21 protein-coding genes and 3 pseudogenes are annotated in these 20577 nt (G+C 64.6%); 17 read left to right on the top strand and 7 right to left on the bottom strand.

Annotated elements, in window-relative coordinates:
* Positions 1-10 precede the first annotated feature (10 nt).
* Complete coding sequence (locus AC1DQ3_RS27380) at positions 11-571, bottom strand: DUF4124 domain-containing protein (protein ID WP_477123287.1); 561 nt, start codon at positions 569-571, stop codon at positions 11-13.
* Positions 572-700: 129 nt separating this feature from the next.
* Positions 701-1660: a DMT family transporter gene (locus tag AC1DQ3_RS27375; RefSeq protein ID WP_477123286.1), complete on the bottom strand. Its 960-nt coding sequence runs from the start codon at positions 1658-1660 to the stop codon at positions 701-703.
* A 122-nt stretch (positions 1661-1782) separates the two neighbouring features.
* Here AC1DQ3_RS27375 and guaB point away from each other — a divergent pair, with 122 nt between their 5' ends.
* The 8 genes and pseudogenes from guaB to AC1DQ3_RS27335 form a co-directional block, all read left to right on the top strand.
* Positions 1783-3246: an IMP dehydrogenase gene (gene guaB / locus AC1DQ3_RS27370; protein ID WP_477123285.1), complete on the top strand. Its 1464-nt coding sequence runs from the start codon at positions 1783-1785 to the stop codon at positions 3244-3246.
* 126 nt (positions 3247-3372) lie between these two features.
* Entirely contained in the window at positions 3373-3975 is a 603-nt protein-coding gene (locus AC1DQ3_RS27365; RefSeq protein WP_477123284.1) for a hypothetical protein, read from the top strand.
* Positions 3950-5569, top strand: a complete 1620-nt coding sequence (gene guaA / locus AC1DQ3_RS27360) for a glutamine-hydrolyzing GMP synthase (protein WP_477123283.1) — start codon at positions 3950-3952, stop codon at positions 5567-5569. Before AC1DQ3_RS27365 ends, guaA begins: the two co-directional genes overlap by 26 nt.
* Positions 5570-5892: 323 nt before the next feature.
* A pseudogene (locus tag AC1DQ3_RS27355) lies at positions 5893-6349 on the top strand (tyrosine-type recombinase/integrase); the annotation flags it as partial.
* Between the two features lie 60 nt (positions 6350-6409).
* Positions 6410-6685, top strand: a complete 276-nt coding sequence (locus AC1DQ3_RS27350) for a hypothetical protein (RefSeq protein WP_477123282.1) — start codon at positions 6410-6412, stop codon at positions 6683-6685.
* A 4-nt stretch (positions 6686-6689) separates the two neighbouring features.
* Positions 6690-7214, top strand: coding sequence for a helix-turn-helix transcriptional regulator (locus AC1DQ3_RS27345; protein ID WP_477123281.1), 525 nt, complete (start codon positions 6690-6692; stop codon positions 7212-7214).
* A gap of 283 nt (positions 7215-7497) precedes the next feature.
* Positions 7498-8319 carry a type IV toxin-antitoxin system AbiEi family antitoxin domain-containing protein gene (locus AC1DQ3_RS27340; protein WP_477123316.1) on the top strand — a complete coding sequence of 274 codons (822 nt, stop codon included), beginning with the start codon at positions 7498-7500 and terminating at the stop codon, positions 8317-8319.
* A pseudogene (locus tag AC1DQ3_RS27335) lies at positions 8303-8746 on the top strand (nucleotidyl transferase AbiEii/AbiGii toxin family protein); the annotation flags it as partial. The gene AC1DQ3_RS27340 and the pseudogene AC1DQ3_RS27335, both read left to right, overlap by 17 nt.
* Positions 8747-9074: 328 nt before the next feature.
* On the opposite strand, the gene AC1DQ3_RS27330 reads toward AC1DQ3_RS27335, so the two are convergent.
* Positions 9075-9377, bottom strand: a complete 303-nt coding sequence (locus AC1DQ3_RS27330; RefSeq protein ID WP_477123280.1) for a hypothetical protein — start codon at positions 9375-9377, stop codon at positions 9075-9077.
* A 510-nt stretch (positions 9378-9887) separates the two neighbouring features.
* On the opposite strand from AC1DQ3_RS27330, the pseudogene AC1DQ3_RS27325 reads away from it, so the two are divergent.
* Positions 9888-10034: pseudogene (locus AC1DQ3_RS27325) on the top strand (cupin domain-containing protein); the annotation flags it as partial.
* A 270-nt stretch (positions 10035-10304) separates the two neighbouring features.
* Here AC1DQ3_RS27325 and AC1DQ3_RS27320 read toward each other — a convergent pair.
* Entirely contained in the window at positions 10305-10706 is a 402-nt protein-coding gene (locus AC1DQ3_RS27320) for a hypothetical protein (protein ID WP_477123279.1), read from the bottom strand.
* Positions 10707-11179: 473 nt separating this feature from the next.
* On the opposite strand from AC1DQ3_RS27320, the gene AC1DQ3_RS27315 reads away from it, so the two are divergent.
* Together AC1DQ3_RS27315 and AC1DQ3_RS27310 are read left to right on the top strand one after the other, a co-directional pair.
* Positions 11180-12118 (top strand): S1C family serine protease, encoded by a 939-nt coding sequence (locus tag AC1DQ3_RS27315; protein ID WP_477123278.1) that lies wholly within the window; start codon positions 11180-11182, stop codon positions 12116-12118.
* Positions 12119-12152: 34 nt separating this feature from the next.
* Positions 12153-12806, top strand: a complete 654-nt coding sequence (locus tag AC1DQ3_RS27310) for a LuxR C-terminal-related transcriptional regulator (protein ID WP_477123277.1) — start codon at positions 12153-12155, stop codon at positions 12804-12806.
* Between the two features lie 18 nt (positions 12807-12824).
* On the opposite strand, the gene AC1DQ3_RS27305 is transcribed toward AC1DQ3_RS27310, so the two are convergent.
* The gene (locus AC1DQ3_RS27305; protein WP_477123276.1) at positions 12825-13673 is read right to left on the bottom strand and encodes a class II glutamine amidotransferase; all 849 of its coding nucleotides are present in this window, start codon (positions 13671-13673) and stop codon (positions 12825-12827) included.
* A 77-nt stretch (positions 13674-13750) separates the two neighbouring features.
* Positions 13751-14212 (bottom strand): lecithin retinol acyltransferase family protein, encoded by a 462-nt coding sequence (locus AC1DQ3_RS27300; RefSeq protein WP_477123315.1) that lies wholly within the window; start codon positions 14210-14212, stop codon positions 13751-13753.
* Positions 14213-14528: 316 nt separating this feature from the next.
* Between AC1DQ3_RS27300 and AC1DQ3_RS27295 the strand changes: the two genes are divergently transcribed.
* A complete protein-coding gene (locus AC1DQ3_RS27295) occupies positions 14529-15035 on the top strand; it encodes a DUF1993 domain-containing protein (protein ID WP_477123275.1) in 507 nt (168 codons plus the stop codon).
* A gap of 99 nt (positions 15036-15134) precedes the next feature.
* Here the strand turns inward: AC1DQ3_RS27295 and AC1DQ3_RS27290 are convergent, their stop codons facing one another.
* The gene (locus AC1DQ3_RS27290) at positions 15135-16346 is read right to left on the bottom strand and encodes an MFS transporter (protein WP_477123274.1); all 1212 of its coding nucleotides are present in this window, start codon (positions 16344-16346) and stop codon (positions 15135-15137) included.
* 105 nt (positions 16347-16451) lie between these two features.
* On the opposite strand from AC1DQ3_RS27290, the gene AC1DQ3_RS27285 reads away from it, so the two are divergent.
* From AC1DQ3_RS27285 to ldcA, 5 genes are all read left to right on the top strand, one after another.
* Positions 16452-17357 (top strand): LysR substrate-binding domain-containing protein, encoded by a 906-nt coding sequence (locus AC1DQ3_RS27285; RefSeq protein WP_477123273.1) that lies wholly within the window; start codon positions 16452-16454, stop codon positions 17355-17357.
* Between the two features lie 307 nt (positions 17358-17664).
* Positions 17665-18312 (top strand): 7-carboxy-7-deazaguanine synthase, encoded by a 648-nt coding sequence (queE, locus tag AC1DQ3_RS27280; protein WP_477123272.1) that lies wholly within the window; start codon positions 17665-17667, stop codon positions 18310-18312.
* A 45-nt stretch (positions 18313-18357) separates the two neighbouring features.
* On the top strand, positions 18358-18834 hold the full coding sequence (gene queD, locus AC1DQ3_RS27275) for a 6-carboxytetrahydropterin synthase QueD (RefSeq protein ID WP_477123271.1): 477 nt from the start codon (positions 18358-18360) through the stop codon (positions 18832-18834).
* A 30-nt stretch (positions 18835-18864) separates the two neighbouring features.
* Positions 18865-19548 carry a tRNA adenosine(34) deaminase TadA gene (gene tadA, locus AC1DQ3_RS27270; protein ID WP_477123314.1) on the top strand — a complete coding sequence of 228 codons (684 nt, stop codon included), beginning with the start codon at positions 18865-18867 and terminating at the stop codon, positions 19546-19548.
* The gene (ldcA, locus tag AC1DQ3_RS27265; RefSeq protein ID WP_477123270.1) at positions 19545-20525 is read left to right on the top strand and encodes a muramoyltetrapeptide carboxypeptidase; all 981 of its coding nucleotides are present in this window, start codon (positions 19545-19547) and stop codon (positions 20523-20525) included. Before tadA ends, ldcA begins: the two co-directional genes overlap by 4 nt.
* The last annotated feature ends 52 nt before the right edge of the window (positions 20526-20577 follow it).

Genomic DNA, 20577 nt, shown 5'->3' with positions numbered 1-20577 from the left:
GTCCGGGCGCTCAGGCGCAGTCCTGTTCGAGGCTGGCGGCGGTGCGCTGCAATTCCTCCTGGCGCTGGGTGTCGTCCAGGTGCTGCGCGGAGCCGTCCGCTGCCGATACGGCAATGCGCCGGTTCTGCTGTAGCGCGGCGGCGTAATTGCGCATCCGCACGCAACCCGCCTGCCGCTGTTGCGCAGCCTGGTCCTTGAGGGCCTGGTCGGCCTCCGCTTTCAGTCTGGCCGTGCGGCGCTTCTCGAAGGCTTCCTCCGCGCTTGCCGTGGGCTCCGCCTTGCCACTGCCATTGCCATTGCCATTGCCCTTGGGCGCGGGCTGGATGCCCCCGGCAATGGCCGCCGCGGCTGCCGGTGCCGCTGCCTCGACCGGACGCAGGGTGCTGGCGAAGCGTCCCGGTGCCTTGATGATGCTGCCGACCTGTACCGAGGGCGGCGGCGGCACGTCGCTATAAACCATGCGGCCGTTGCCATCGCGCCACTGCCATTGCGACTGGGCGACGGCTGCCTGGCAGAGGCAGGCGAGGGCGGCGAGCGTGGCGAGCCTGGACAGCGCGGTCGATCGTTTCATGGCTTTGGTTTTAGTGGCTCTGCGATGACTGGGATGACTGGGATGACTGTGCGGCAGCCGGGAAGCTCGCCGCCGAACCCCGTTCCAGGTGTGATGCACGCGCCCTTGGCTGCCGGGGTTGGCGCTAGTTTAGGCAGACTTGTCGGTGGCGTGCAAGCGCACCGACCAGGCAACGCCGATCATCAGCAACACGATGGCCGCGATCTCCAAAGGGCGCGGCAGGCGATGATCGAAGACAAAGCCATACGCCAGCGCGAACAGCGTCTCGAATACGATCATCTGGCCCGACAGCGTGAGCGGCAGGCGGCGGCTGGAGATGTTCCACAGGTTGTTGCCAATCAGCGACGCACCGAGCGCCACCGCGGCATTGACCATCCAGAACCATTGCCAGTCGCGTCCGCTGCCGGCGGCGCCCAGGCTGTTCCCGGCCAGCCACCACCCGATGAGCGCCAGCACGACCGATACCACACCGGTGGCAATGCCATAGAGGGCAGACCATTCATTGCCGCTGTATTGCGGGTTGCGCTGCAGGTGGCGCGCATTGTCCACCGCATAGAGCGTCCAGCACACCAGGGCGCCTGCCGCGCACAGCACGCCGGCGAGGCGCTGCCAGACGGTGCGCAGCGCCTCGCCGCCCGCGCTGGCGCCATGCGCGCCGCCGCCGGCGAACAGGTCGATATTGATGCAGGCGATGCCCGCGGTCACCACCAGCAACGGCCAGATCAGGCGTGACAGCGGCACCGCGCCGTGGTCGCGCCGGCCCATGATGGTGACCGAGATCGGCAGGATGCCGATGATCAGCGAGGTCGGGCCCACCCCTGCAAGCTGCACGCCAAAGGCCAGCAGCACGTAGTACAGCAGGTTGCCGGTGAAGGCCTGCCGGAGCAGGGCGACGCAATCGGTGCGCGTGAGCTTGCGCGCAATGCGCCCCATCAGCGGCAGCGCGGCGATAATGGCCACCAGCCCGTAAGCGAGGTAGCGGCCGATCGCCAGTTCCCACGGCGAGAAGACGGGCAGCAGCTTGGGGGCGATGAACACCATGCCCCAGAAGGCGCCGGCCAGCAGGCCGCACAGTACGCCAATCCCCATCTTGACTTGCCCCTGCCGGAAAAAAGACGAAGAGCATAGCAGACTTGAACAAGGGCACCCTCAGGCGCGTCAAGAAACGTGCCATTCCTGTATAATTCGGTTTTGCGCCTAGAGGAATTGCTATGCGTCTTGTCCAGAAAGCACTCACATTCGATGACGTGCTCCTCGTGCCGGCCTATTCGTCGGTACTGCCCCGGGATGTTTCGCTCCGTACCCGCCTGACCCGTTCGATCGAACTGAACGTTCCGCTGGTATCCGCCGCCATGGATACCGTGACGGAATCCCGCCTGGCGATAGCCATGGCGCAGGCCGGCGGCATCGGTATCGTCCACAAGAACCTGAAGCCGGCCGACCAGGCCCGGGAAGTGGCGCGCGTGAAGCGCTACGAGTCCGGCGTGCTGCGTGATCCGATCACCATTCCCCCCGACATGAAGATCCGCGATGTGATTGCACTATCACATCAATACGGCATCTCGGGCTTCCCGGTGCTGGAAGGCAAGACGGTGGTTGGCATCATCACCAACCGCGACCTGCGTTTCGAGGAAGAGCTGGACGCGCCCGCGCGCGCCAAGATGACCCCGCGCGAGAAGCTGGTCACGGTCGGCGACGACGCATCGCTGGAAGACGCCAAGCGCCTGATGAACCGCCACCGCCTCGAGCGCGTGCTGGTGGTCAACAAGGATTTCGAGCTGCGCGGCCTGATCACCGTCAAGGACATCCAGAAGGCAGTGGAACATCCGCTGGCCAGCAAGGATGACCGCGGCCAGCTGCGCGTAGGCGCCGCGGTCGGCGTGGGTCCCGACAACGACGAGCGCGTCGACCTGCTGGTCAAGGCCGGCGTCGACGTGATCGTGGTCGATACTGCCCATGGCCACAGCCAGGGCGTCCTGGACCGCGTACGCTGGGTCAAGCAGAACTATCCGCAAGTGCAGGTGATCGGCGGCAATATCGCCACCGGCGCCGCCGCGCGCGCGCTGGTCGATCACGGCGCCGATGGCGTCAAGGTCGGCATCGGCCCGGGCTCGATCTGCACCACCCGTATCGTCGCTGGCGTCGGCGTGCCGCAGATCACCGCGGTCTCCAATGTGGCTGAAGCCCTCAAGGGTACCGGTGTGCCGCTGGTTGCCGATGGCGGCGTCCGCTACTCGGGCGACATCGCCAAGGCACTGGCAGCCGGCGCGCATGTGGTCATGATGGGTGGCATGTTCTCCGGTACCGAAGAGGCACCGGGTGAAGTGTTCCTGTACCAGGGCCGCTCCTTCAAGAGCTACCGCGGCATGGGTTCGGTAGGCGCGATGAAGGACGGCGCGGCCGATCGCTACTTCCAGGAAGACAACACCGCCAACGTCGACAAGCTGGTTCCCGAAGGGATTGAAGGCCGCGTGGCGTACAAGGGTTCGGTCACGGCCATCATCCACCAGATGTGCGGCGGCGTACGTGCCTCCATGGGTTACTGCGGCAGCAGCTCCATCGAAAGCTGGCACGAGACCGCCGAGTTCGTGCAGATCACCGCCGCCGGCATGCGCGAATCGCATGTGCACGACGTGCAGATCACCAAGGAAGCGCCGAACTACTACATCGACTAAGCCGACCAGGCAGATCGATATGAACTCGCGGCTGTGCCGGACCCGACCGTCCTGCCAGCCGCGCGCCGGCTGCGCCGCCCGGCGCCGCCCCCAAGCCAGGCCCCATGCCTGGCCGGAGGTGTTCTTATGAAAGTATTGCTGCGTGCCGTGCTGTTCTTCGACGCCTTGCTGAATCTGCTGCTTGGCGTGGTTCTGCTGCTGTCGCCTTTCACGACGTTCTACAGCGCGCTGCAATTTCCGCAACCGCAGCCTGCCATGTACGGGCAGCTGCTCGGCGTGGCGCTGGTCGGCCTGGCCCTGCTGTTGTGGCAGGCGACCGTCAACGGTCAACTCACGGTGGCGGTAGCGCGTACGGTTGGCCAGGTCAACCTGGCCAGCGCGGTGCTGATCGTCGCCTGGATGCTCATGTTCGACCTGCCGGTGCAGGGCGCGGGCAAGATCTGGCTGCCGGTCCTGGCCGCGATGCTGGCTTTCTTCGCGGCGGTGCAGATCCCGGCCGCCAAGCGCGTACACGTGCGCGAACGTGAGCTGCGCGAGCAGCAAAAAGACAAGCAAAACAAGGATGCCGGTGCCGCCCCCGTGGCACGCCGGCCGCAATCACCTGAATACCGGCGCGAGCCCGGTGTCACGCCTCCGCCCGGCTATGGTCCGGACACCGAAGTGAAGACCGAGCCCGCACCGGACGAAACGCCATCCGCTCATCATGCACGACAAAATCCTAATCCTTGATTTCGGCTCGCAGGTTACGCAGCTGATCGCCCGCCGCGTGCGCGAAGCGCACGTCTACTGCGAGATCCACCCGAACGACGTCACGGACGAATTCGTGCGCGAGTTCGCGCCCACGGGCATCATCCTGTCCGGCAGCCACGCCAGCACCTACGAAGACCACCAGTTGCGCGCGCCGCAGGCGGTGTGGGACCTCGGCGTGCCGGTGCTGGGCATCTGCTACGGCATGCAGACCATGGCCGTGCAACTGGGCGGCAAGGTGGAGTGGAGCGACCATCGCGAGTTCGGCTACGCCGAGATGCGCGCGCATGGCCACACCGCGCTGCTGAAGGACCTGGAGGACTTCTCCACGCCCGAAGGCCACGGCATGCTCAAGGTCTGGATGAGCCACGGCGACAAGGTTGCCGAGCTGCCGCCCGGCTTCAAGCTGATGGCGTCCACGCCGAGCTGCCCGATTGCCGGCATGGCCGACGAAGCGCGCGGCTACTACGCCGTGCAGTTCCATCCGGAAGTCACGCATACCGTCAAGGGTCGGGACATTCTGGATCGCTTCGTGCTGAAGATCGCCGGTGCCAAGCCTGACTGGGTCATGCACGACCATATTGCCGAAGCCGTCGCCAGGATCCGCGAGCAGGTCGGCAACGAAGAAGTGATTCTCGGCCTGTCCGGCGGCGTCGATTCCTCGGTAGCCGCGGCCCTGATCCATCGCGCCATCGGCGACCAGCTCACCTGCGTATTCGTCGACCATGGCCTGCTGCGCCTGAACGAAGGCAAGATGGTGATGGACATGTTCGCCGGCCGCCTGCATGCCAAGGTCATCGCCATCGATGCTTCCGGGCAATTCCTCGGCCACCTGGCCGGCGTGACCGATCCCGAGCAAAAGCGCAAGATCATCGGCCGCGAGTTCGTCGAAGTGTTCCAGGCCGAAGCCAAAAAGCTGACCAATGCGAAGTGGCTGGCCCAAGGCACGATCTACCCCGACGTGGTCGAGTCCGGCGGCACCAAGACCAAGAAGGCCACCACCATCAAGAGCCACCACAACGTGGGCGGCCTGCCGGAAACGCTGGGCCTCAAGCTCCTCGAGCCGCTGCGCGACCTGTTCAAGGACGAAGTCCGCGAACTCGGCGTGGCGCTGGGCCTGCCGCCGGAAATGGTCTACCGCCATCCGTTCCCGGGCCCGGGCCTGGGCGTGCGCATCCTGGGCGAGGTCAAGCGCGACTACGCCGAGTTGCTGCGCCGCGCGGATGCGATCTTCATCGAAGAACTGCGCGCCACGATTGCCACCGAACAGGACGCCGCTGCCGGCATGTGCGAGCCTGCGCAAGTAGGCAAGAGCTGGTACGACCTGACCAGCCAGGCATTTGCGGTGTTCCTGCCGGTCAAGTCGGTCGGCGTGATGGGCGACGGGCGCACCTATGACTACGTGGTGGCGCTGCGCGCCGTGCAGACCACGGACTTCATGACGGCGCATTGGGCGCATCTGCCGTATGCGCTGCTGGGTCGTTGTTCGAATCGCATCATCAATGAGGTTCGGGGATTGAACCGCGTGGTGTATGACGTTTCGGGCAAGCCGCCGGCTACGATTGAGTGGGAGTGAAATCGGGTTCTTCGGGGACTATCGCCACTTATCGAAAAGCTGGCGTAACGTATTGATTTATAAAAAATACGTCACGTCAGTTATCGGTGGCTATCGCTGGCCAGCAGAATAGGTTGGCGGTAGAAGTGACGGTAGGAGCGGGAGGTCGGATCAAGACTCTCCCGTTGACTATCAAGACCTAATCGGTCTTTGACGGTAAAAGACTCCTCTGGAAAGCTTATTTCATGCGGCTTTCCGGGCATCAGCAGGTCCCCTGACCCTTGACGGTAAAAGAGCCGTCATCCAACAGGAGGAAAACCTCGATGCTTACTGACACCGCACTGCGTAACCCGCATTTGATCTACCTGTCTCGGCAGGTGCTCGACATCTTCGTGGCTCTGCATACCTGTGCGGCAGGCTCCAAATTTGTCCTGCCCTCGCACTACGACGCCGACCGTTGCATGTCCAAGGCGACCTTGAATCGCGTGACGCAGTTCGTCGCCGAACGGGCCAAGACCGCTGGTTTGCCGCTGGAGCCGTTCACCGTCCACGACCTGCGCCGGGCCGGCGCCACGCTGCTGAACGAGGTGGGATTCAATCGCGACTGGATCGAGAAGTGTCTGGCGCACGAGGAGGGGCGTTCTTCGCGTTCGGTCTACAACAAGGCCGAGTACGCCGAGCAGCGGCGCCACACTGCAGGAGTGGGCCAACATGGTCAATGCCTGGATCGACGGACAGACCTACGTGCCGAAGCTGATGCCGGACAACGTGGCCGTGCTGGTGTTGAGCGCGACGGCCTGACACGGATGATTGGTTGTCACTTGACAACCAATCAAATCATCCCCATGCTGGAGATCACTGATGGCCCGTCCTTCTCATCCCAAGAAAGAGATCGAGGAAGCTCTCAGGCATGCCGAAGGGCAAGGCTGGCGCGTTGAAGTCGGGGGCAGCCACGCCTGGGGGCGGATTTACTGCCCATACAACGACGAGGAGTGCCGCTGCGGCGAGTTCTGCATTGCCAGCGTATGGAGCACACCGAAGAACTCTGGCAACCATGCGCGTGCCTTGCGGCGCGTGGTAGACAACTGCACCACGCACCGCCAGCAGCACGAGGCCGACAACGGCGCAGAGGAGTAACTTAATGGAATACACCTTCACCCTCAAATATCAACTTGCCGATGATGACCGCGACCCGGATGCACTGGTCGAGCGCCTGGGCGAGGCCGGCTGCGACGATGCCCTGGTCGGCACCGGCCAGCCAGGGCGGCTGGCACTGGAGTTCACGCGTGAGGCGGGCAGCGCGGATGCGGCCGTGCGCAGCGCGTTGGCCGACGTAAGGGGTGCTGTACCGTCGGCCAGGCTGATCGAGATGGCCCCGGATCTCGTTGGCCTGACCGAAGTGGCCGAGATGGTCGGCGTGTCGCGGCAGAACATGCGCAAGCTGATGCTGGCCCATCCGGGTAGCTTCCCTGCGCCGGTTCATGAGGGGAGTGCGTCGATCTGGCACTTGGCGGACGTGCTGGCCTGGCTGCAGGCCAAGGGCAGCTATTCGCTGGCCAGGGATGTTCTGGAGGTGGCGCGTGTGGCTTTGCAGGTCAATGTAGCCAAGGAAGGACGACGGCTATCGCGCTCGGCTTCCAGGGAGTTGGAAGCCCTGGTGGGGTAGTGCCGTCGCTGCCTTTATTCCTGTCTCAAACCCGCCCGGACAGGGCGGGTTTTTCATAAGTGGACATCTGGCTTGGAAGCATCCGCGCGGGGTGCTTGCTTGCGCTCCTCGATCCAGGTTTCCCCCTTCAGAGGGCGACACGGTAGTGTTCTTTGGACAGGCTGGTGGTGGGCAACTGGCGGTTTATCTTTATCGTAAAAAGATCACCCTCGGTGATTGTTTTACATCTTTTTCAAACCGCCGCAACTTGCCAGAAGTTTATAAAACCTGTATTTTGAGCATCATGGGTGATCAAAATGAAGGAAAACTGAACCGCCTGCTGGCTGAGTTGAGCGACACGCAACTGGTGTCCAGCCGCTGGCTGCGGGCGCACGACTATTCCAACAGCTTGGTCGCGCGCTATGTGAGCAGCGGCTGGCTGGTGTCGCCGGCCCGTGGCGTGTACATGCGCCAAGGAGGGCGGCTGCAGTGGGATGGGGTGATGCGCAGCCTGCAAGCCGGGGAAGGGGTGCCGCTGCACGTCGGGGGGCGCTTCGCACTGACTCTGCAGGGGCACGAGCACTACCTGCGTCTGGGCGATGCCGGGACGATCACCCTTTATGGGCCGGAGCGGCCGCCGGGCTGGGTGGGCAAGCTGCCGTTGACAGAGCGCTTCACGTTTCTGGGCAAAGGGCCGTTCGACCTGCCTGTCGTGCCGTTCACGGCCGAGGTGACTGAGTCCGTGCTGGCCGGCCAGGGATTGACTTGGCATCGGATCGGTTCGGGTGCCGATGCGCTGGTGTGCTCCACGCCCGAGCGGGCCATGCTGGAGCTTTGCGATGGCGTATCGGATGCGGCGCTGGTCTACGAGGCCGACGCGCTGATGCAGGCCATGACCACGTTGAGGCCGCAGCGGGTCAGCCTGATGCTGCGCCACTGCCGCAGCATCAAGGCGAAGCGGCTGTTCCTGGCCCTGGCCGAGCGCCATCGGCATGCGTGGCTGCCGCGTGTGCCCCTGGATGGTGTCGATCTGGGCCGGGGCAAGCGTGCGCTGGTGCCAGGAGGACGCCTGCACCCGACCTACCAGATCACCTTGCCGCGAGACCTCAATGAACACCTTGCTTGAGTCATGGGATGGGCGCTACACCGACCGGGTGCGGCTGCTGGTCGATATCCTGCCGGTGCTGGCGCAGGAGCCCCGCTTTGCGCTCAAGGGCGGTACGGCCATCAACCTGTTCGAGCACGACCTGCCGCGGCTGTCGGTGGACATTGATCTGGCCTGGTTGCCGGTGCATGGCTATGCCGAGGATGCGAAGCTCATCGCGGAAGCGCTGATGCGGCTGGCCGATGTGCTGCGTGCCCGCCCGTTGCAACTGCAGGTGCAGACTTCGGCGGGCGAGGGCACGGCGGCGGTGACACGCCTGGTGGCCAGCCGTGGCCGATCGCGCGTGCAGATCGAGACGACGCCGGTCATGCGCGGCACGGTGCATCCGGTGCGCAGCATGGTCGTGCGGCCGAGGGTGGAGGAGGCTTTCGGTTTCCAGACGACGCAGCATGCCCTGAGCCAGCGTTTGGGGAATTCGCCGCGCTGCTCCATCTCGTCGCCACTCGCCATCGTCGTTGACGATCGGCGAGAGGATCTGGCGCACTCGCGCCTCAAGATGAGCGCGGCTCTGCACGATCGATATGGCTTTTTCGATCCCGATTGAACTGGGCCTTCCCTCCATATCGGCGACGACGATTTCAGTGCTGTCGGGGAGCACCGCCATCCACTCATCATGCGCAGGCGTACCGAGCCGATTGATGGGTAGAAACTCGCCAGGGATGGCGAGCACTGCCACATCGTGCAGGCTCGAGGCCAACATGGATCTCGTGCGGCGCTCAGTGCGCGACAGCAACTGCGGCGGCATGGGTGAAACGATCTTCCAGACGCAAGCAATGCTCGATGGCTTCGATCGTCGCCCGCCGAATGCGGTCCTCGGTCGAGATCTTCTGGGCAGCAGGTGCCACGGCCACCTTGTCTGCTCTGGCAGTACGGGCCAATCGAGCCAGCAGTGCATCGGCATCGATCCGATAGTGCCCGCCGAACTGCAGGTACTTCTGCGTGAGGCGGGCGGACTGGTCACGAAGCCAAGCGTCGCCGAGGTCTGCGTAGGCGCTGGGCTGGGTCAAACGAACAGACATGACAGACTCCTTGCGTGAGGCCAAGGTCGGCGAAGTGCCGGACTCATGGAAGTGAGACGTCCAATGTCTCGCTTGGCGTGAAGAGTAGCGCCCCGATTCCGATAGCGCTCTCTGTTTCTTGCGCCCGAAATATTCAGCTCTCATGGGCCTCGTCCRCCCCGCGAAGGTGTGCGGGATGGCGTGCCATTGCGCGGCGTGTGCCGCGAAAACACACTTCTTCATCGCAAGAATCGGAGTTGCCCGAAGACGGAGGCTTCACCTCTGGACGTATGACGAGGAGCGCGGAAGCAAGAACACGTCCTTGAAGTGGAACAGCATTTGGTGTGCTACGGGTGGCGTCCCTGTCCTACCCGCATTCCGATCTGCTTGATCATCTCGCTGGCCCATGGCACAGATCTGCCGGAAGATTGAAAGCGAACTCATGGACATGCTTGGCGAGAAGTGCGATGTTCCCGAGCCAACGGCAAGGCCAATCTGGAGTGATGCCATGAAGACGGTCGCATCCATTGCGTAACGCTCAAAGCGGGCGATACCTTCCACGAAGGTCCCAACGATATCCACACCGTCGGACGCAATGCCAGTAATACGCGGCCGGCCAAGTTCGTTGTGTTCCTGATCAAGAACAAGGGCGCGCCGATCCTGACGCCGGTGAAGTAGTCACCGTCCATCCTGCACCGGCTATGCCGGTGCTGGACAGCGAGAAGCGGGGTAGGAAAGTGGATAGCAAAAGACCGGAAGGAAGCAGAGCGCCATCTGGCAGGTACAGGCAGTAACGGAACCAAGCCCGCGATTTTGCGGGCGTTTTTCATGACTGGATCGAGAAGCGCCGCGAGGCGCCGCAGGTTGCCGCGCCGGAGCGGGCGTTGTTGGCGTTGCCTGGCGGTGGGCCTCCTCGCCTGCGCTTGTCACAGGCTTGCCGGCCAGGCCTCAGCTGCCGCCCAACAAATCGTGCGCGTTCAGGATCGCGTACGCGATATCCGGGTTTGCCTCCAGGCAAYGGCGTATGGCTGCGGGAATGGCCTGCCTGGTTTTGCGGCACAACCCCGGCTGCTCCTCCAACTGGATGCTGATGCCGCGCACGGTGCGCACTTCATGAATGCTGGGCGTGATCGTCAGCACGATGCCCAGTTGCGCATGCATGCGCTCTTCCATGGCCTTCAGTTCGGCAAGGCTCGACAGGCTTTCCAGGCGGTCGATCAAGCGCTTTTCCTCTTCCCGGGTCAGCCTCAGGATCCGCATGTCGGATTGCGGTTCGTCCAGCAGCGCTTCGCGACCGCATGTGCAGGCGCCTGGCGGACACTCCTTGCGAATCGGAAAGGGGATGTTCATGTCGTCGTCGAGGCGATGTGCGCCTCATCCGGAGGGGTAGGGGATATTCTAAATCATGAGGCCCGCCGGGTCCTCTCGCCGGTCAGCCGGGCGCTGAGGCATGCCAACCGAAGGGATATGCCTCTGCTGGAGCCGGTGCTGGAGCATGGGAATCAGATGCGCTCCTGTATTGGGCAGTGGAATCTTGCTCTCCTGGTGATAAAGGCCGATGTTCGACGCACAAGATTCCAAGCTCATCTCTTCCGGTCGCGCAGAACTGATTTCGACGAACCTCACCACCTGTCCCCCGACCAATGCAATGGCTGTCCGATAGCGTTTCGCGGCTGTGCGCGCTGCGTCCAGCCACCTACCCATTTGGATGGTGCGCACCCGTTGTCGGCGTGTCATTCTGAATCCGCTCGTCACCACCTGACAGGCGAAGGTTTCATGCGCAAAGGGTGGCGGGCGGCATTCGACATGGCAGGAGACATCACATGGAAACCGCAACTTCCAGCGCAAATCCGCTGCAGGATCTTTCCGACAGCCTGGCGGCCATCGTCGCGCGCGTCGGGCAGAGCGTCGTCGCCGTGCACGGCCGGCATCGCATTCCTTCAAGTGGCGTAATCTGGCGGCATGGGGTCGTCGTCACGGCCGCGCACACGCTCAGGCGCGAAGACGGGATCGGCATCACGCTGGCCGATGGCCGCACCATGGCCGCGGTGCTCGCTGGGCGGGATGCAGGCACCGACCTCGCCGTGCTTAAACTGGATGTCGCGGACCTCGACCCGGTCGAGTCCGGAGATGCCCGCTCCCTCAAGGCAGGGCATCTGGTGCTCGCGGTGGCGCGGGCGGACGGGCTTGGCGCCAGTGCGGATTTCGGCGTGGCAGGTGCCGTCGGCGGTCCCTGGCGCACGTGGCGGGGCGGGCAGTTCGAGGCGTTCGTGCGGCTGGACGGTGGCTTGCGCCCGGGTTTCTCCGGCGCGGCGCTCGCGGATATGCGCGGGCAAGTCATGGGTATCTGCACGTCGGCGCTCACACGTGGTGCCGGCATGCTGATTCCCGCGATGACCGTGGCGCGCGTCGCCGACGAACTGCTGGCCAAAGGCCGCATTTCACGCGGCTACCTCGGCGTGGGCACGCAGCCGGTCAACCTGCCGGATGCCTGGATGAAGGAAATGAGCCTGTCGTCCAATCGCGGATTGCTGGTCGTCTCGCTCGCGGCGGGCGGTCCCGCGGAGCAGGCAGGCGTGCTCATCGGTGATGTGCTGATCGAGCTGGAGGGCGCGCCGTGTTGCGACATGGATGACCTGCACGCCGCGCTTGGCTTCGACCGCATCGGGCAGCCGTTGAAAGTCGGGCTGATTCGGGGCGGGAAGCGCGAGACATGTTCAATCGTCGTGGGCGAACGCCCGCAACGGAATGCGTGCCGGTGAGGTTCAGGCAAGCGGCCGAACGTCGGGTGGACAGATGGCACAGATGAGTCCGGTCCAGGTAGCTGTTATCGCCGGTTCGCCGCAGGTGCGCGCAAGCCTGCAAGCGCTTGTGGAGGCAACGCCCACATTCGCGTTCGTCGGCAGCGCAGCCGACGCTGAAACGCTCGCCGGCTGCCTTGCCGGTTCGTTGCCGGATGTGATCATCATCGACCTGGAGCGGGCGGCGAGCGACACGCTGAGGTCCGGGCGCGACGCGGCTCACGTGCCGGCCGCGCTCGTCCTGTTATCCGACGAGACGGACGGCGACCAGATCCATGAGCCGTTGCCAGCGATCGCCACGGCGATCTTGCCGCGAGACGCGACGCCGGACGAAATCGTCGCCGCGATTGAAGCCGCGGCCGCGGGCCTTTGCGTGCTGCTGCCCGAGACCCTCGCGAGCTTGCTGGCCGGGCGGAAGCCCCATCGCCAGTTGGGGTCTGCAGTGCACATCGAGGCCTTGACTCCGCGCGAGATAGACGTGCTGACAATGCTCGCGGAAGGGCTTGGCAACAAGGCGATCGCGCGCCAACTCGACATTTCGGAAAACACGGTGAAATTCCACCTGTCCTCCATTTTCGGCAAGCTTGGCGCAACAAGCCGCACCGAAGCGGTGATGCTGGGTATGCGGCACGGCTTCATCATGGTGTAGTGCGGCAACGCTCGGCGCTCAGCGTGCGGGCAAAGCAGGCAAATGCGGCCTGAATGCCTGCTGCTCGATCACGCCGCCCCTGGCAACGATTGCGGTTGCTTCCGGAATCTCTTCCCATGCGCCAGGCAGGTCCAGCAGCGGCTCCGACAAGACCAGGAACGCATCGTCGCCAGCGCCGGTGATGCGCGGGTCTTCTGGATATAGCTCGTGCAGATGACGAAACGAGGTGCTGTGGAACAGGGAGCGAGACTGGCCCTCACTGGAATAACGCACAGCCACGATCTGTTCTCCGTCGGTCGCGCACACGGTCATGTTGACTGGTTCCTCGGCACCTTTGCCGCGGCCAACCGCTTCGACCAGGCCCACCATCCGCTCAAGCGCAGCGAGCGGTTCGCGTTCGAGTCCGAACGTCAGCGCAAGCAAGAACATGAGTTCCGAGTCGGTTGAGCCCTCGATCGACGGAAAAAGATCGGGGTCGACGGCCAGCGTCAGCTCCCGCCTGACGGCGGGATAGTTCCGTATCAAGCCATTGTGGGCGAACAACCACCGTCCATGGCGAAAAGGATGGCAGTTGGTCTCTTGGGCTGGCGTATCCGTCGCTGCGCGTATATGCGCGACGAACAGCGGTGACCTGATTGCGCGGGCCGCCTCTCGCAGGTTTCTGTCGCTCCAAGCGGGATGGACGCCGCGATACCGGAATGGGGGCGCCGCGGGGTGCCCATACCACCCGATCCCGAATCCATCACCATTGGTCGTCGTCTGCCCCAGGCGTGAGTGCAGGCTCTGATCGATCAAGGAATGTTGCGCCCGGAACAGGACCGTCTCGAGGTGAATGGGATTTCCCGAGTAAGCAAGCCATCGACACATGGTCTGTTCTCCTCAACATGGTTCGCGAGAGCGATCGACTGGCAGCATAGCGCTTTTCGATCCCGGCCCGGTGAGGCTCAGGCCACCGAGGGTCCGTTGGGTCGTATCCCGGGTGCCGCCGCAAGGAACGCCGTGAGCAGGCACAGCGCGGTCCGCAGGGCCGCACGCGGGTCGATGAAGCACGTGCGCACCTGTTCGCTACGGCTTTCACCATACAGGCACCACGCGCAGAAGTGCTCGCAGTTGTTGGTCAGCAGCCTGTAGCGATTCTCGCCAAGCCGTGAGCGTGCGCGCTGCACGGCTTCGCTTTCACCGTAAACCGGATCAGGACTCGGCTCGATCGAGACTTTGTACCCGGCGGCGAAACGCGCAATGCTGACTTCCTCGACAGGGCCGCGACGCAATGACCCGGCAAGTCCGGCGTAATGCACTACCTTGCCGTCGCCCACGTAAATGCCGTGGTGGCAGTAGCCGTGCCGCGGGGTGACGAGATGAGCGCCGGGTGGCGGTTCGGTGCCAGCACCGGAATGCCATTGCATCGACACCGCCTCCGCGGTGCGGACTTGATGGGTAATAGGCTGGCCCATGACGAATGCCCCAGGAACAAGTGACTTTGATCAAAGGGTAGTCAGCGCAATACATTAATGATAATTAAACGTTTTTCTAATAACGATAACCTTATCCTTATGCTATGCCGTTTGCTCATAGACCGGCACGGATCCGTCCTGCCGCCAGCGGCCGGCCGGCGAGAAACTCCCGGAGGGTTTATCCTCGCCGTGGCGCACACCCAGGCCGAGGCGCATTTTGCGAACCGGCTGGATGGCGTGTTCGGCAATCCCACCCAAGGACACCCCCATGTCACTTTCGATGTATGAAGTATCGATCCCGGCCTTTATCCGGGCTTTTGGCAACCTGTCGGCCATCCTGGACAAGGGAGCCGCCTTTGCGCAGGCGCAAGGCATGGATCCGGCCGACCTGATCCAGACCCGGCTGGTGGGGGATATGGATCCGCTGTCGGCACAGGTGCAACGCGCCAGCGATGCCGCAAAGAGCTGCGCGGCGCGGCTGGCGGGTATCGAGATGCCGTCCTTCGCCGACACGGAGACGACCTTCCCGGAACTGCAGGAGCGCATCGCCAGGACGGTGGCGTTCCTGAAGACCATTCAGCCTGCCCAGCTCGACGGCAGCGAGACGCGCACCATCGAGATCAAGTTTCGGCCGAATCCGGTGACGTTCGACGGCAAGTCCTATCTGCTGGGGTTTGCGCTGCCGAACTTCTATTTCCACGTGACCACCGCCTACGACATCCTGCGCCACAAGGGCGTGCCCATCGGCAAGCGCGACTATCTCGGCCTGTCCTGATCGAAGGGCGGCCGTTCCCGGCGGCCGCCCGTCCTGGTCATAAGACGTTCGCGGCGCGGGGGAATCGATTCGTCTATTCGTAGACTTGACGCAACCATTTCAGGAAACCATCTTTGCGCTGACGACTTCGGCGTTCATGGTGGCCGGCTGCCGGTCAAGCCGGTCCAGGCGGCCGCTCAAGGCGGTCAGGCCCAGCGCCACCAGCACCACCAGCGCACCAATCCACGGCGTATGCATCAGGCCCATGTGGGTCACGATCAGTCCGCCGGCCCAGGCCGCGCCGGCGATGCCGAGGTTGAACGCAGCGATATTCAAGCCCGATGCCACATCAACGGCGCCCGGCGCATAGCGCTCCGCCTGCTTGACCACATAGACCTGCAGGGCCGGCACATTGCCAAAGGCAACCGCGCCCCAGGCCAGCACGGTGGCCACCACCAGCCAGCGGTGCGGCGCCGTGAAGGTCAGCGCGAACAATACGATCGCCAGCAGCAGGAACACAATCTTGAGCGCGGGGATGGGGCCGTGGCGGTCTGCCAGGCGACCGCCCCAGATGTTGCCGGCGGCGACCGACACACCGTACACCAGCATGACCAGCCCGACCGCGCCGGCGCTGAAGCCCGATACGTCCTGCAGGATGGGGGCGAGGAAGGTGAAGGGGATGAACGAGCCGCCGTAGCCGATCGCCGTCTTGGCATAGACCAGCAGCAGGCGCGGCTCGCCCAGCACCTTGGCCTGTTGCAGCAGCGAGGCCGGGGCGCTGTGCCGGATATTGGCCGGGACGTACATCAGGCTGCCGGCAAAGGCCACCAGCCCGAGCGCCGACACCGCCAGGAACGTCTCGCGCCAGCCGAGGTGCTGGCCGATAAAAGTGCCCAGCGGCACGCCGGTGACCAGGGCGACGGTCAGCCCGGTGAACATGATGGCGATCGCGCTCGCGGCCTTTTCCCTGGGTACCAGGCTGGTAGCGATGGTGGAGCCGATCGAGAAGAAGACGCCGTGCGCCAGGCCGGTCAGTACCCGCGCCAGGATCAGCGATTCGTAGCCCGGTGCCTTCCAGGCCAGCAGGTTGCCGAGCGTGAACAGCGCCATCAGCGACAGCAGCAGCGCCTTGCGCGGCAGGCGGCCGGTGAGGGCGGTCAGCACCGGGGCGCCGATGGCCACGCCGAGTGCATAGAGGCTGACCAGCAGGCCGGCCGAGGGCAGGGTGATATTGAGGTCGGCGGCGATGGTGGGGATCAGGCCGACGATGACGAATTCGGTGGTACCGATGGCAAATGCGCTGATGGTCAGCGCGAACAGGGCAATGGGCATGGTCAGCTCCAGCAGCGTCCGGAATTGGGATGGGCGCAGTTTGCCGCTGTCTTTGTTGCCGAATAAGAGGGTGATTTGGATAAGATATTTGATTAATATTCAATAATGAAGATCACTCTCGAAGAACTGCAGGCTTTTGCCAGCGTGGTGGATAGCGGCTCCATCACGGCCGCGGCCGAGCAACTGGGGCAGACCGTGTCCGGGATCAGCCGCGCGTTGAGCCGCCTGGAGGACAAGGTGGATACGACCTTGCTGCACCGGACCACCCGGCGGCTGGCGTTGAGCGAGGAAGGCGAGGCCCTGCTGGCACATGCCCGCGCCATCCTGGGCTCGGTCGAACTGGCGGAGGAGCAGATGGCCGTGCGCCGCCAGCGGCCGGCGGGGCGGCTGCGGGTGAATGCGGCATCACCTTTCATGCTGCATGTGATCGTGCCGCTGGTCGGGGAATTCCGCCGCGCGTATCCCGAGATCGAGCTGGAGCTCAATACCAACGACCAGATCATCGACCTGCTGGAGCATCGCACCGACGTGGCAATCCGCATCGGTCCGCTGCGGGACTCCACCTTGCATGCCAGGCCCCTGGCCAGCAGCCGGGTGCGGGTGCTGGCCAGTCCGGCCTACCTGAAGGCAAGGGGCCGCCCGGAAACGGTGGCGGACCTGGCCGGGCACAGCCTGTTGGGATTCAATCAGCCGGACTCGCTCAATCGCTGGCCCCTGCGCGGTGTCATGGGCGAGGAGGTGCAGATCGCGCCGCATCTGGCGGCGTCCAGCGGCGAAACCCTGCGCCAGCTGGCGCTGGCCGGCGAGGGGCTGGTTTGTCTGTCCGATTTCATGACCGATGCGGATCGGCGCCGGGGCGACCTGGTCCAGGTGCTGATGCGCCATACCGCCGACGAGCGGCAGTCGATCAACGCGGTCTACTACCTCAATACGCAGCTTTCGGCGCGCATCGCCAGTTTCCTGGACTTCGTCGGCCAGCGGCTGGGCGAGGCGGCCTGGGCGAAGGCCTAGGCGGAATCCTGCCGGCGAAAGCGGCTGGTCCGGGGCTTGGCAATAGGGGAAATCAAGGAGGCGGCTGGAGCGGATTGCGCTCCTGTGCGAGAATATCGAGTTAGCCGCAGTTTTTGGTCATTGTCCTGGGACACTAGTCGCCACTCTTCAGTTGCCCGCTCGGGATCCGCCGTTTCGGCATTCGCCGTTAGCCCTGCACCGACCGTAATGGTGGTCAGTCGGCGGTCAGTCTGGCATGCCGCGCCTCCACTATTACTGCACCACCCACAGCATTACATACAAAGCGACTACAGCTTTACCAGCCAGCATGACTTACGCCGTCAAGGAAATCTTCTACACACTGCAGGGCGAGGGCGCCAACGCGGGCCGTGCCGCAGTGTTCTGCCGCTTCTCCGGATGCAATCTCTGGAGCGGCCGCGAGGAAGACCGTGCCAGCGCGGTCTGCCAGTTCTGCGATACCGACTTCGTCGGCACCGACGGTACCGAGGGCGGTAAATACCGCACTGCCGATGCGCTGGCCGACATGGTGGCGGCCCAGTGGCCGCAAGCCGTGGAGAGCAGCGCCGCCGGACGGCCGCTGGTGGTTTGCACCGGCGGCGAACCGCTGCTGCAGCTCGACGCGCCCCTGATCGCCGCGCTGCATGCGCGCGGCTTCGAGATCGCCATCGAAACCAATGGTACGCTGCCGGTGCCGGAGGGCATCGACTGGGTTTGCGTCAGCCCCAAGATGGGCGCCGAGCTGGTGGTCACGCGCGGCGACGAACTCAAGGTGGTGATCCCGCAGGCTGGCCAGGATTTCGCCGCATACGAGCGCCTTGACTTCCGCTACTTCCTGGTGCAGGCCATGGATGGCCCGCTGGCACGGCAAAATACCGCACTTGCGGTGGAATTCTGCCAGCGCCGCCCGCTCTGGCGCCTCTCGCTCCAGACCCACAAGTTGCTCGGCATCCGGTAAATCGCGCCGGTACGCACCGGCACACCTCGGCACCCATTGGTCCCCATGAACAAGCAAGTTTCCATTACCCGCCGGCTGGAGTTCGACGCCGGCCACCGTATTCCCAACCATGGCGGCCAGTGCCGCAACATCCATGGCCATCGCTATCGCCTGGACCTGACGCTCTCGGGCGAAGTGCTGCATCGCGCCGGAGCCTCGGACGAGGGCATGATCCTGGACTTCGGCGATGTCAAGGCGCTCGCGACGGAGCACCTGGTCTCCAAGTGGGACCACGCCTTCCTGATCCATCGCGGCGATACCGTGCTGCTCAATTTCCTGCAGACCATGGACGGGCACAAGACCGTCGTGCTGGATGCCATTCCCACCGTGGAGAACCTGGCGCAGATCGCCTTCGACGTGCTCGCCCCGGTGTTCAAGGATTGCTTCGGCCACCAGTTGCAGCTCACGCGCCTGGTGCTGTTCGAGACCCCGAACTGCTGGGCCGAGGTCAGCGCCGCCTTCACCCTGCCCGCGCAGGACTGACGCGGCCGGACCCAGCGCATGCCAGCCGAGATGAACGCGCCGATTCTTCCGCCCCAGCCGGCCGACCCGGCTCCTGATCGCGCCCTGGCCGCGCTGGAGCGTGACCGCCGCTACATGCAGGCGGCGCTCGATGAAGCGCGCCTGGCGCAAGCCGCCGGCGAGGTGCCGGTGGGCGCGGTCGTGGTGTGGAACGATGCCATCATCGCGCGCGGACATAACCTGCCGATCCGCTCGGTCGATCCCTCGGCCCACGCGGAGATGCAGGCGCTGCGCGCCGCCGCCCAGGTGATCGGCAACTACCGCATGCCGGAATGCGAGTTGTACGTGACGCTGGAACCCTGCGTGATGTGCAGCGGCGCCATCCTGCATGCGCGCATTCGCCACGTGGTGTTCGGCGCCACGGATCCCAAGACCGGCGCCGCGGGAAGCGTGCTCAACCTGTTCGAGCAGGCCCAGCTCAATCACCAGACCACCATCACTGGCGGCGTGCTTGCCGAGGACTGCTCGCGCATGCTGAAGGATTTCTTTGGCGGCAGGCGTCGCGCGCAGAAGGCTGCCCAGAAGGCGGCGCAGGCAGCGGCCCGGAAAGCCGCTGAAGCCGTCGAAGGCGCCGAAGCCGCCACTGGACCTGCCACGCCGGGTTGCGCGCACTGCAGCCCGGCCGTAACCCGTAGCCCCACCGACCCCGACCCAAGCCAAAGCCCCGCCGCATGAGCCTGCCCACGACCACGCCCGCGCCCTTGCCAGCCACGGAAGTCCGACTGATCGCTTCGTCCGGTTATCCGCATGACGTCGCCATTGCCGCGCGCGGCTGTGCCTGGCTCAAGGGGCAGGGCTTCCATGTCGGCAACCCGGATGTACTGGCGCGCCGCTACCTGCGCTTTGGCGGCAGCGATGCCGAGCGCCTGGCGGACCTGCATGCCATCGGCACCGGCGCGGCGCACGAGCTGACGCTGGCGGTGCGCGGCGGCTACGGCATTGCGCGCTTGCTGGAGCGGGTGGACTTTGCCCGCATTGCCGAGCAGGCACGCGCCAGCCAGACGCCGATCGTCGGCCACAGCGATTTCACGGCATTCCAGCTGGCTTACCTGGCCGCTACCGGCGGGGTCACTTTCGCCGGACCGATGCTCTTGGCCGATTTCGGCGCGGATGCGGTCGATCCGTTCATGTGGGAGCATTTCACCGGCGTGCTGCGCGATCCGGCCTATGCCATCGACCTGGCCGCGCCGCAGGCCGGCGGCCAGCCCTTCAGCGGCACCCTGTCGGGCACGCTGTGGGGCGGCAACATGGCGATGCTGTGCAGCCTGCTTGGCACGCCGTTCATGCCGGCCGTGGAGGGCGGCATCCTGTTCCTCGAGGACGTCAACGAGCCGCCGTACCGGGTCGAGCGCATGCTGCTGCAACTGGACCAGGCCGGCGTGCTTGGCGCGCAGCGCGCCATCGTGCTGGGCGACTTCTCCAATTACCACGTGACCGATTACGACAATGGCTATGACCTGCCCGCGGTGGTGGCCTACCTGCAGGAGCGCCTGGACGTGCCGGTGCTTACCGGCCTGCCGTTTGGCCACTGCCCGCGCAAGCTGACCCTGCCGGTTGGCGGGCAGGCGCAGTTGAGCGCACGCGCGGACGGTTTTTCGCTGGCACTGTCGGGGTATCCGGTGTTGAATGCGGCGGCATCCGCCCACATCTGACGCTTATCGCTTCGTTCCTTCGCCCGCGAGTGGTAAAATCGCCGGTTGTTTC

The organism is Cupriavidus sp. 01T418, from assembly GCF_056398885.1.
Note: the sequence above shows the minus strand (reverse complement) of the source record. Positions and strands in the feature narration are given on the sequence as shown.

Bases quoted from the DNA above. Each gene is read 5' to 3' on its own strand.
- AC1DQ3_RS27380 (WP_477123287.1), bottom strand. From the start codon at position 571: ATGAAACGATCGACCGCGCTGTCCAGGCTCGCCACGCTCGCCGCCCTC.
- AC1DQ3_RS27375 (WP_477123286.1), bottom strand. From the start codon at position 1,660: ATGGGGATTGGCGTACTGTGCGGCCTGCTGGCCGGCGCCTTCTGGGGC.
- guaB (WP_477123285.1), top strand. From the start codon at position 1,783: ATGCGTCTTGTCCAGAAAGCACTCACATTCGATGACGTGCTCCTCGTG.
- AC1DQ3_RS27365 (WP_477123284.1), top strand. From the start codon at position 3,373: ATGAAAGTATTGCTGCGTGCCGTGCTGTTCTTCGACGCCTTGCTGAAT.
- guaA (WP_477123283.1), top strand. From the start codon at position 3,950: ATGCACGACAAAATCCTAATCCTTGATTTCGGCTCGCAGGTTACGCAG.
- AC1DQ3_RS27350 (WP_477123282.1), top strand. From the start codon at position 6,410: ATGGCCCGTCCTTCTCATCCCAAGAAAGAGATCGAGGAAGCTCTCAGG.
- AC1DQ3_RS27345 (WP_477123281.1), top strand. From the start codon at position 6,690: ATGGAATACACCTTCACCCTCAAATATCAACTTGCCGATGATGACCGC.
- AC1DQ3_RS27340 (WP_477123316.1), top strand. From the start codon at position 7,498: ATGGGTGATCAAAATGAAGGAAAACTGAACCGCCTGCTGGCTGAGTTG.
- AC1DQ3_RS27330 (WP_477123280.1), bottom strand. From the start codon at position 9,377: ATGTCTGTTCGTTTGACCCAGCCCAGCGCCTACGCAGACCTCGGCGAC.
- AC1DQ3_RS27315 (WP_477123278.1), top strand. From the start codon at position 11,180: ATGGAAACCGCAACTTCCAGCGCAAATCCGCTGCAGGATCTTTCCGAC.
- AC1DQ3_RS27310 (WP_477123277.1), top strand. From the start codon at position 12,153: ATGGCACAGATGAGTCCGGTCCAGGTAGCTGTTATCGCCGGTTCGCCG.
- AC1DQ3_RS27305 (WP_477123276.1), bottom strand. From the start codon at position 13,673: ATGTGTCGATGGCTTGCTTACTCGGGAAATCCCATTCACCTCGAGACG.
- AC1DQ3_RS27300 (WP_477123315.1), bottom strand. From the start codon at position 14,212: ATGCAATGGCATTCCGGTGCTGGCACCGAACCGCCACCCGGCGCTCAT.
- AC1DQ3_RS27295 (WP_477123275.1), top strand. From the start codon at position 14,529: ATGTCACTTTCGATGTATGAAGTATCGATCCCGGCCTTTATCCGGGCT.
- AC1DQ3_RS27290 (WP_477123274.1), bottom strand. From the start codon at position 16,346: ATGCCCATTGCCCTGTTCGCGCTGACCATCAGCGCATTTGCCATCGGT.
- AC1DQ3_RS27285 (WP_477123273.1), top strand. From the start codon at position 16,452: ATGAAGATCACTCTCGAAGAACTGCAGGCTTTTGCCAGCGTGGTGGAT.
- queE (WP_477123272.1), top strand. From the start codon at position 17,665: ATGACTTACGCCGTCAAGGAAATCTTCTACACACTGCAGGGCGAGGGC.
- queD (WP_477123271.1), top strand. From the start codon at position 18,358: ATGAACAAGCAAGTTTCCATTACCCGCCGGCTGGAGTTCGACGCCGGC.
- tadA (WP_477123314.1), top strand. From the start codon at position 18,865: ATGAACGCGCCGATTCTTCCGCCCCAGCCGGCCGACCCGGCTCCTGAT.
- ldcA (WP_477123270.1), top strand. From the start codon at position 19,545: ATGAGCCTGCCCACGACCACGCCCGCGCCCTTGCCAGCCACGGAAGTC.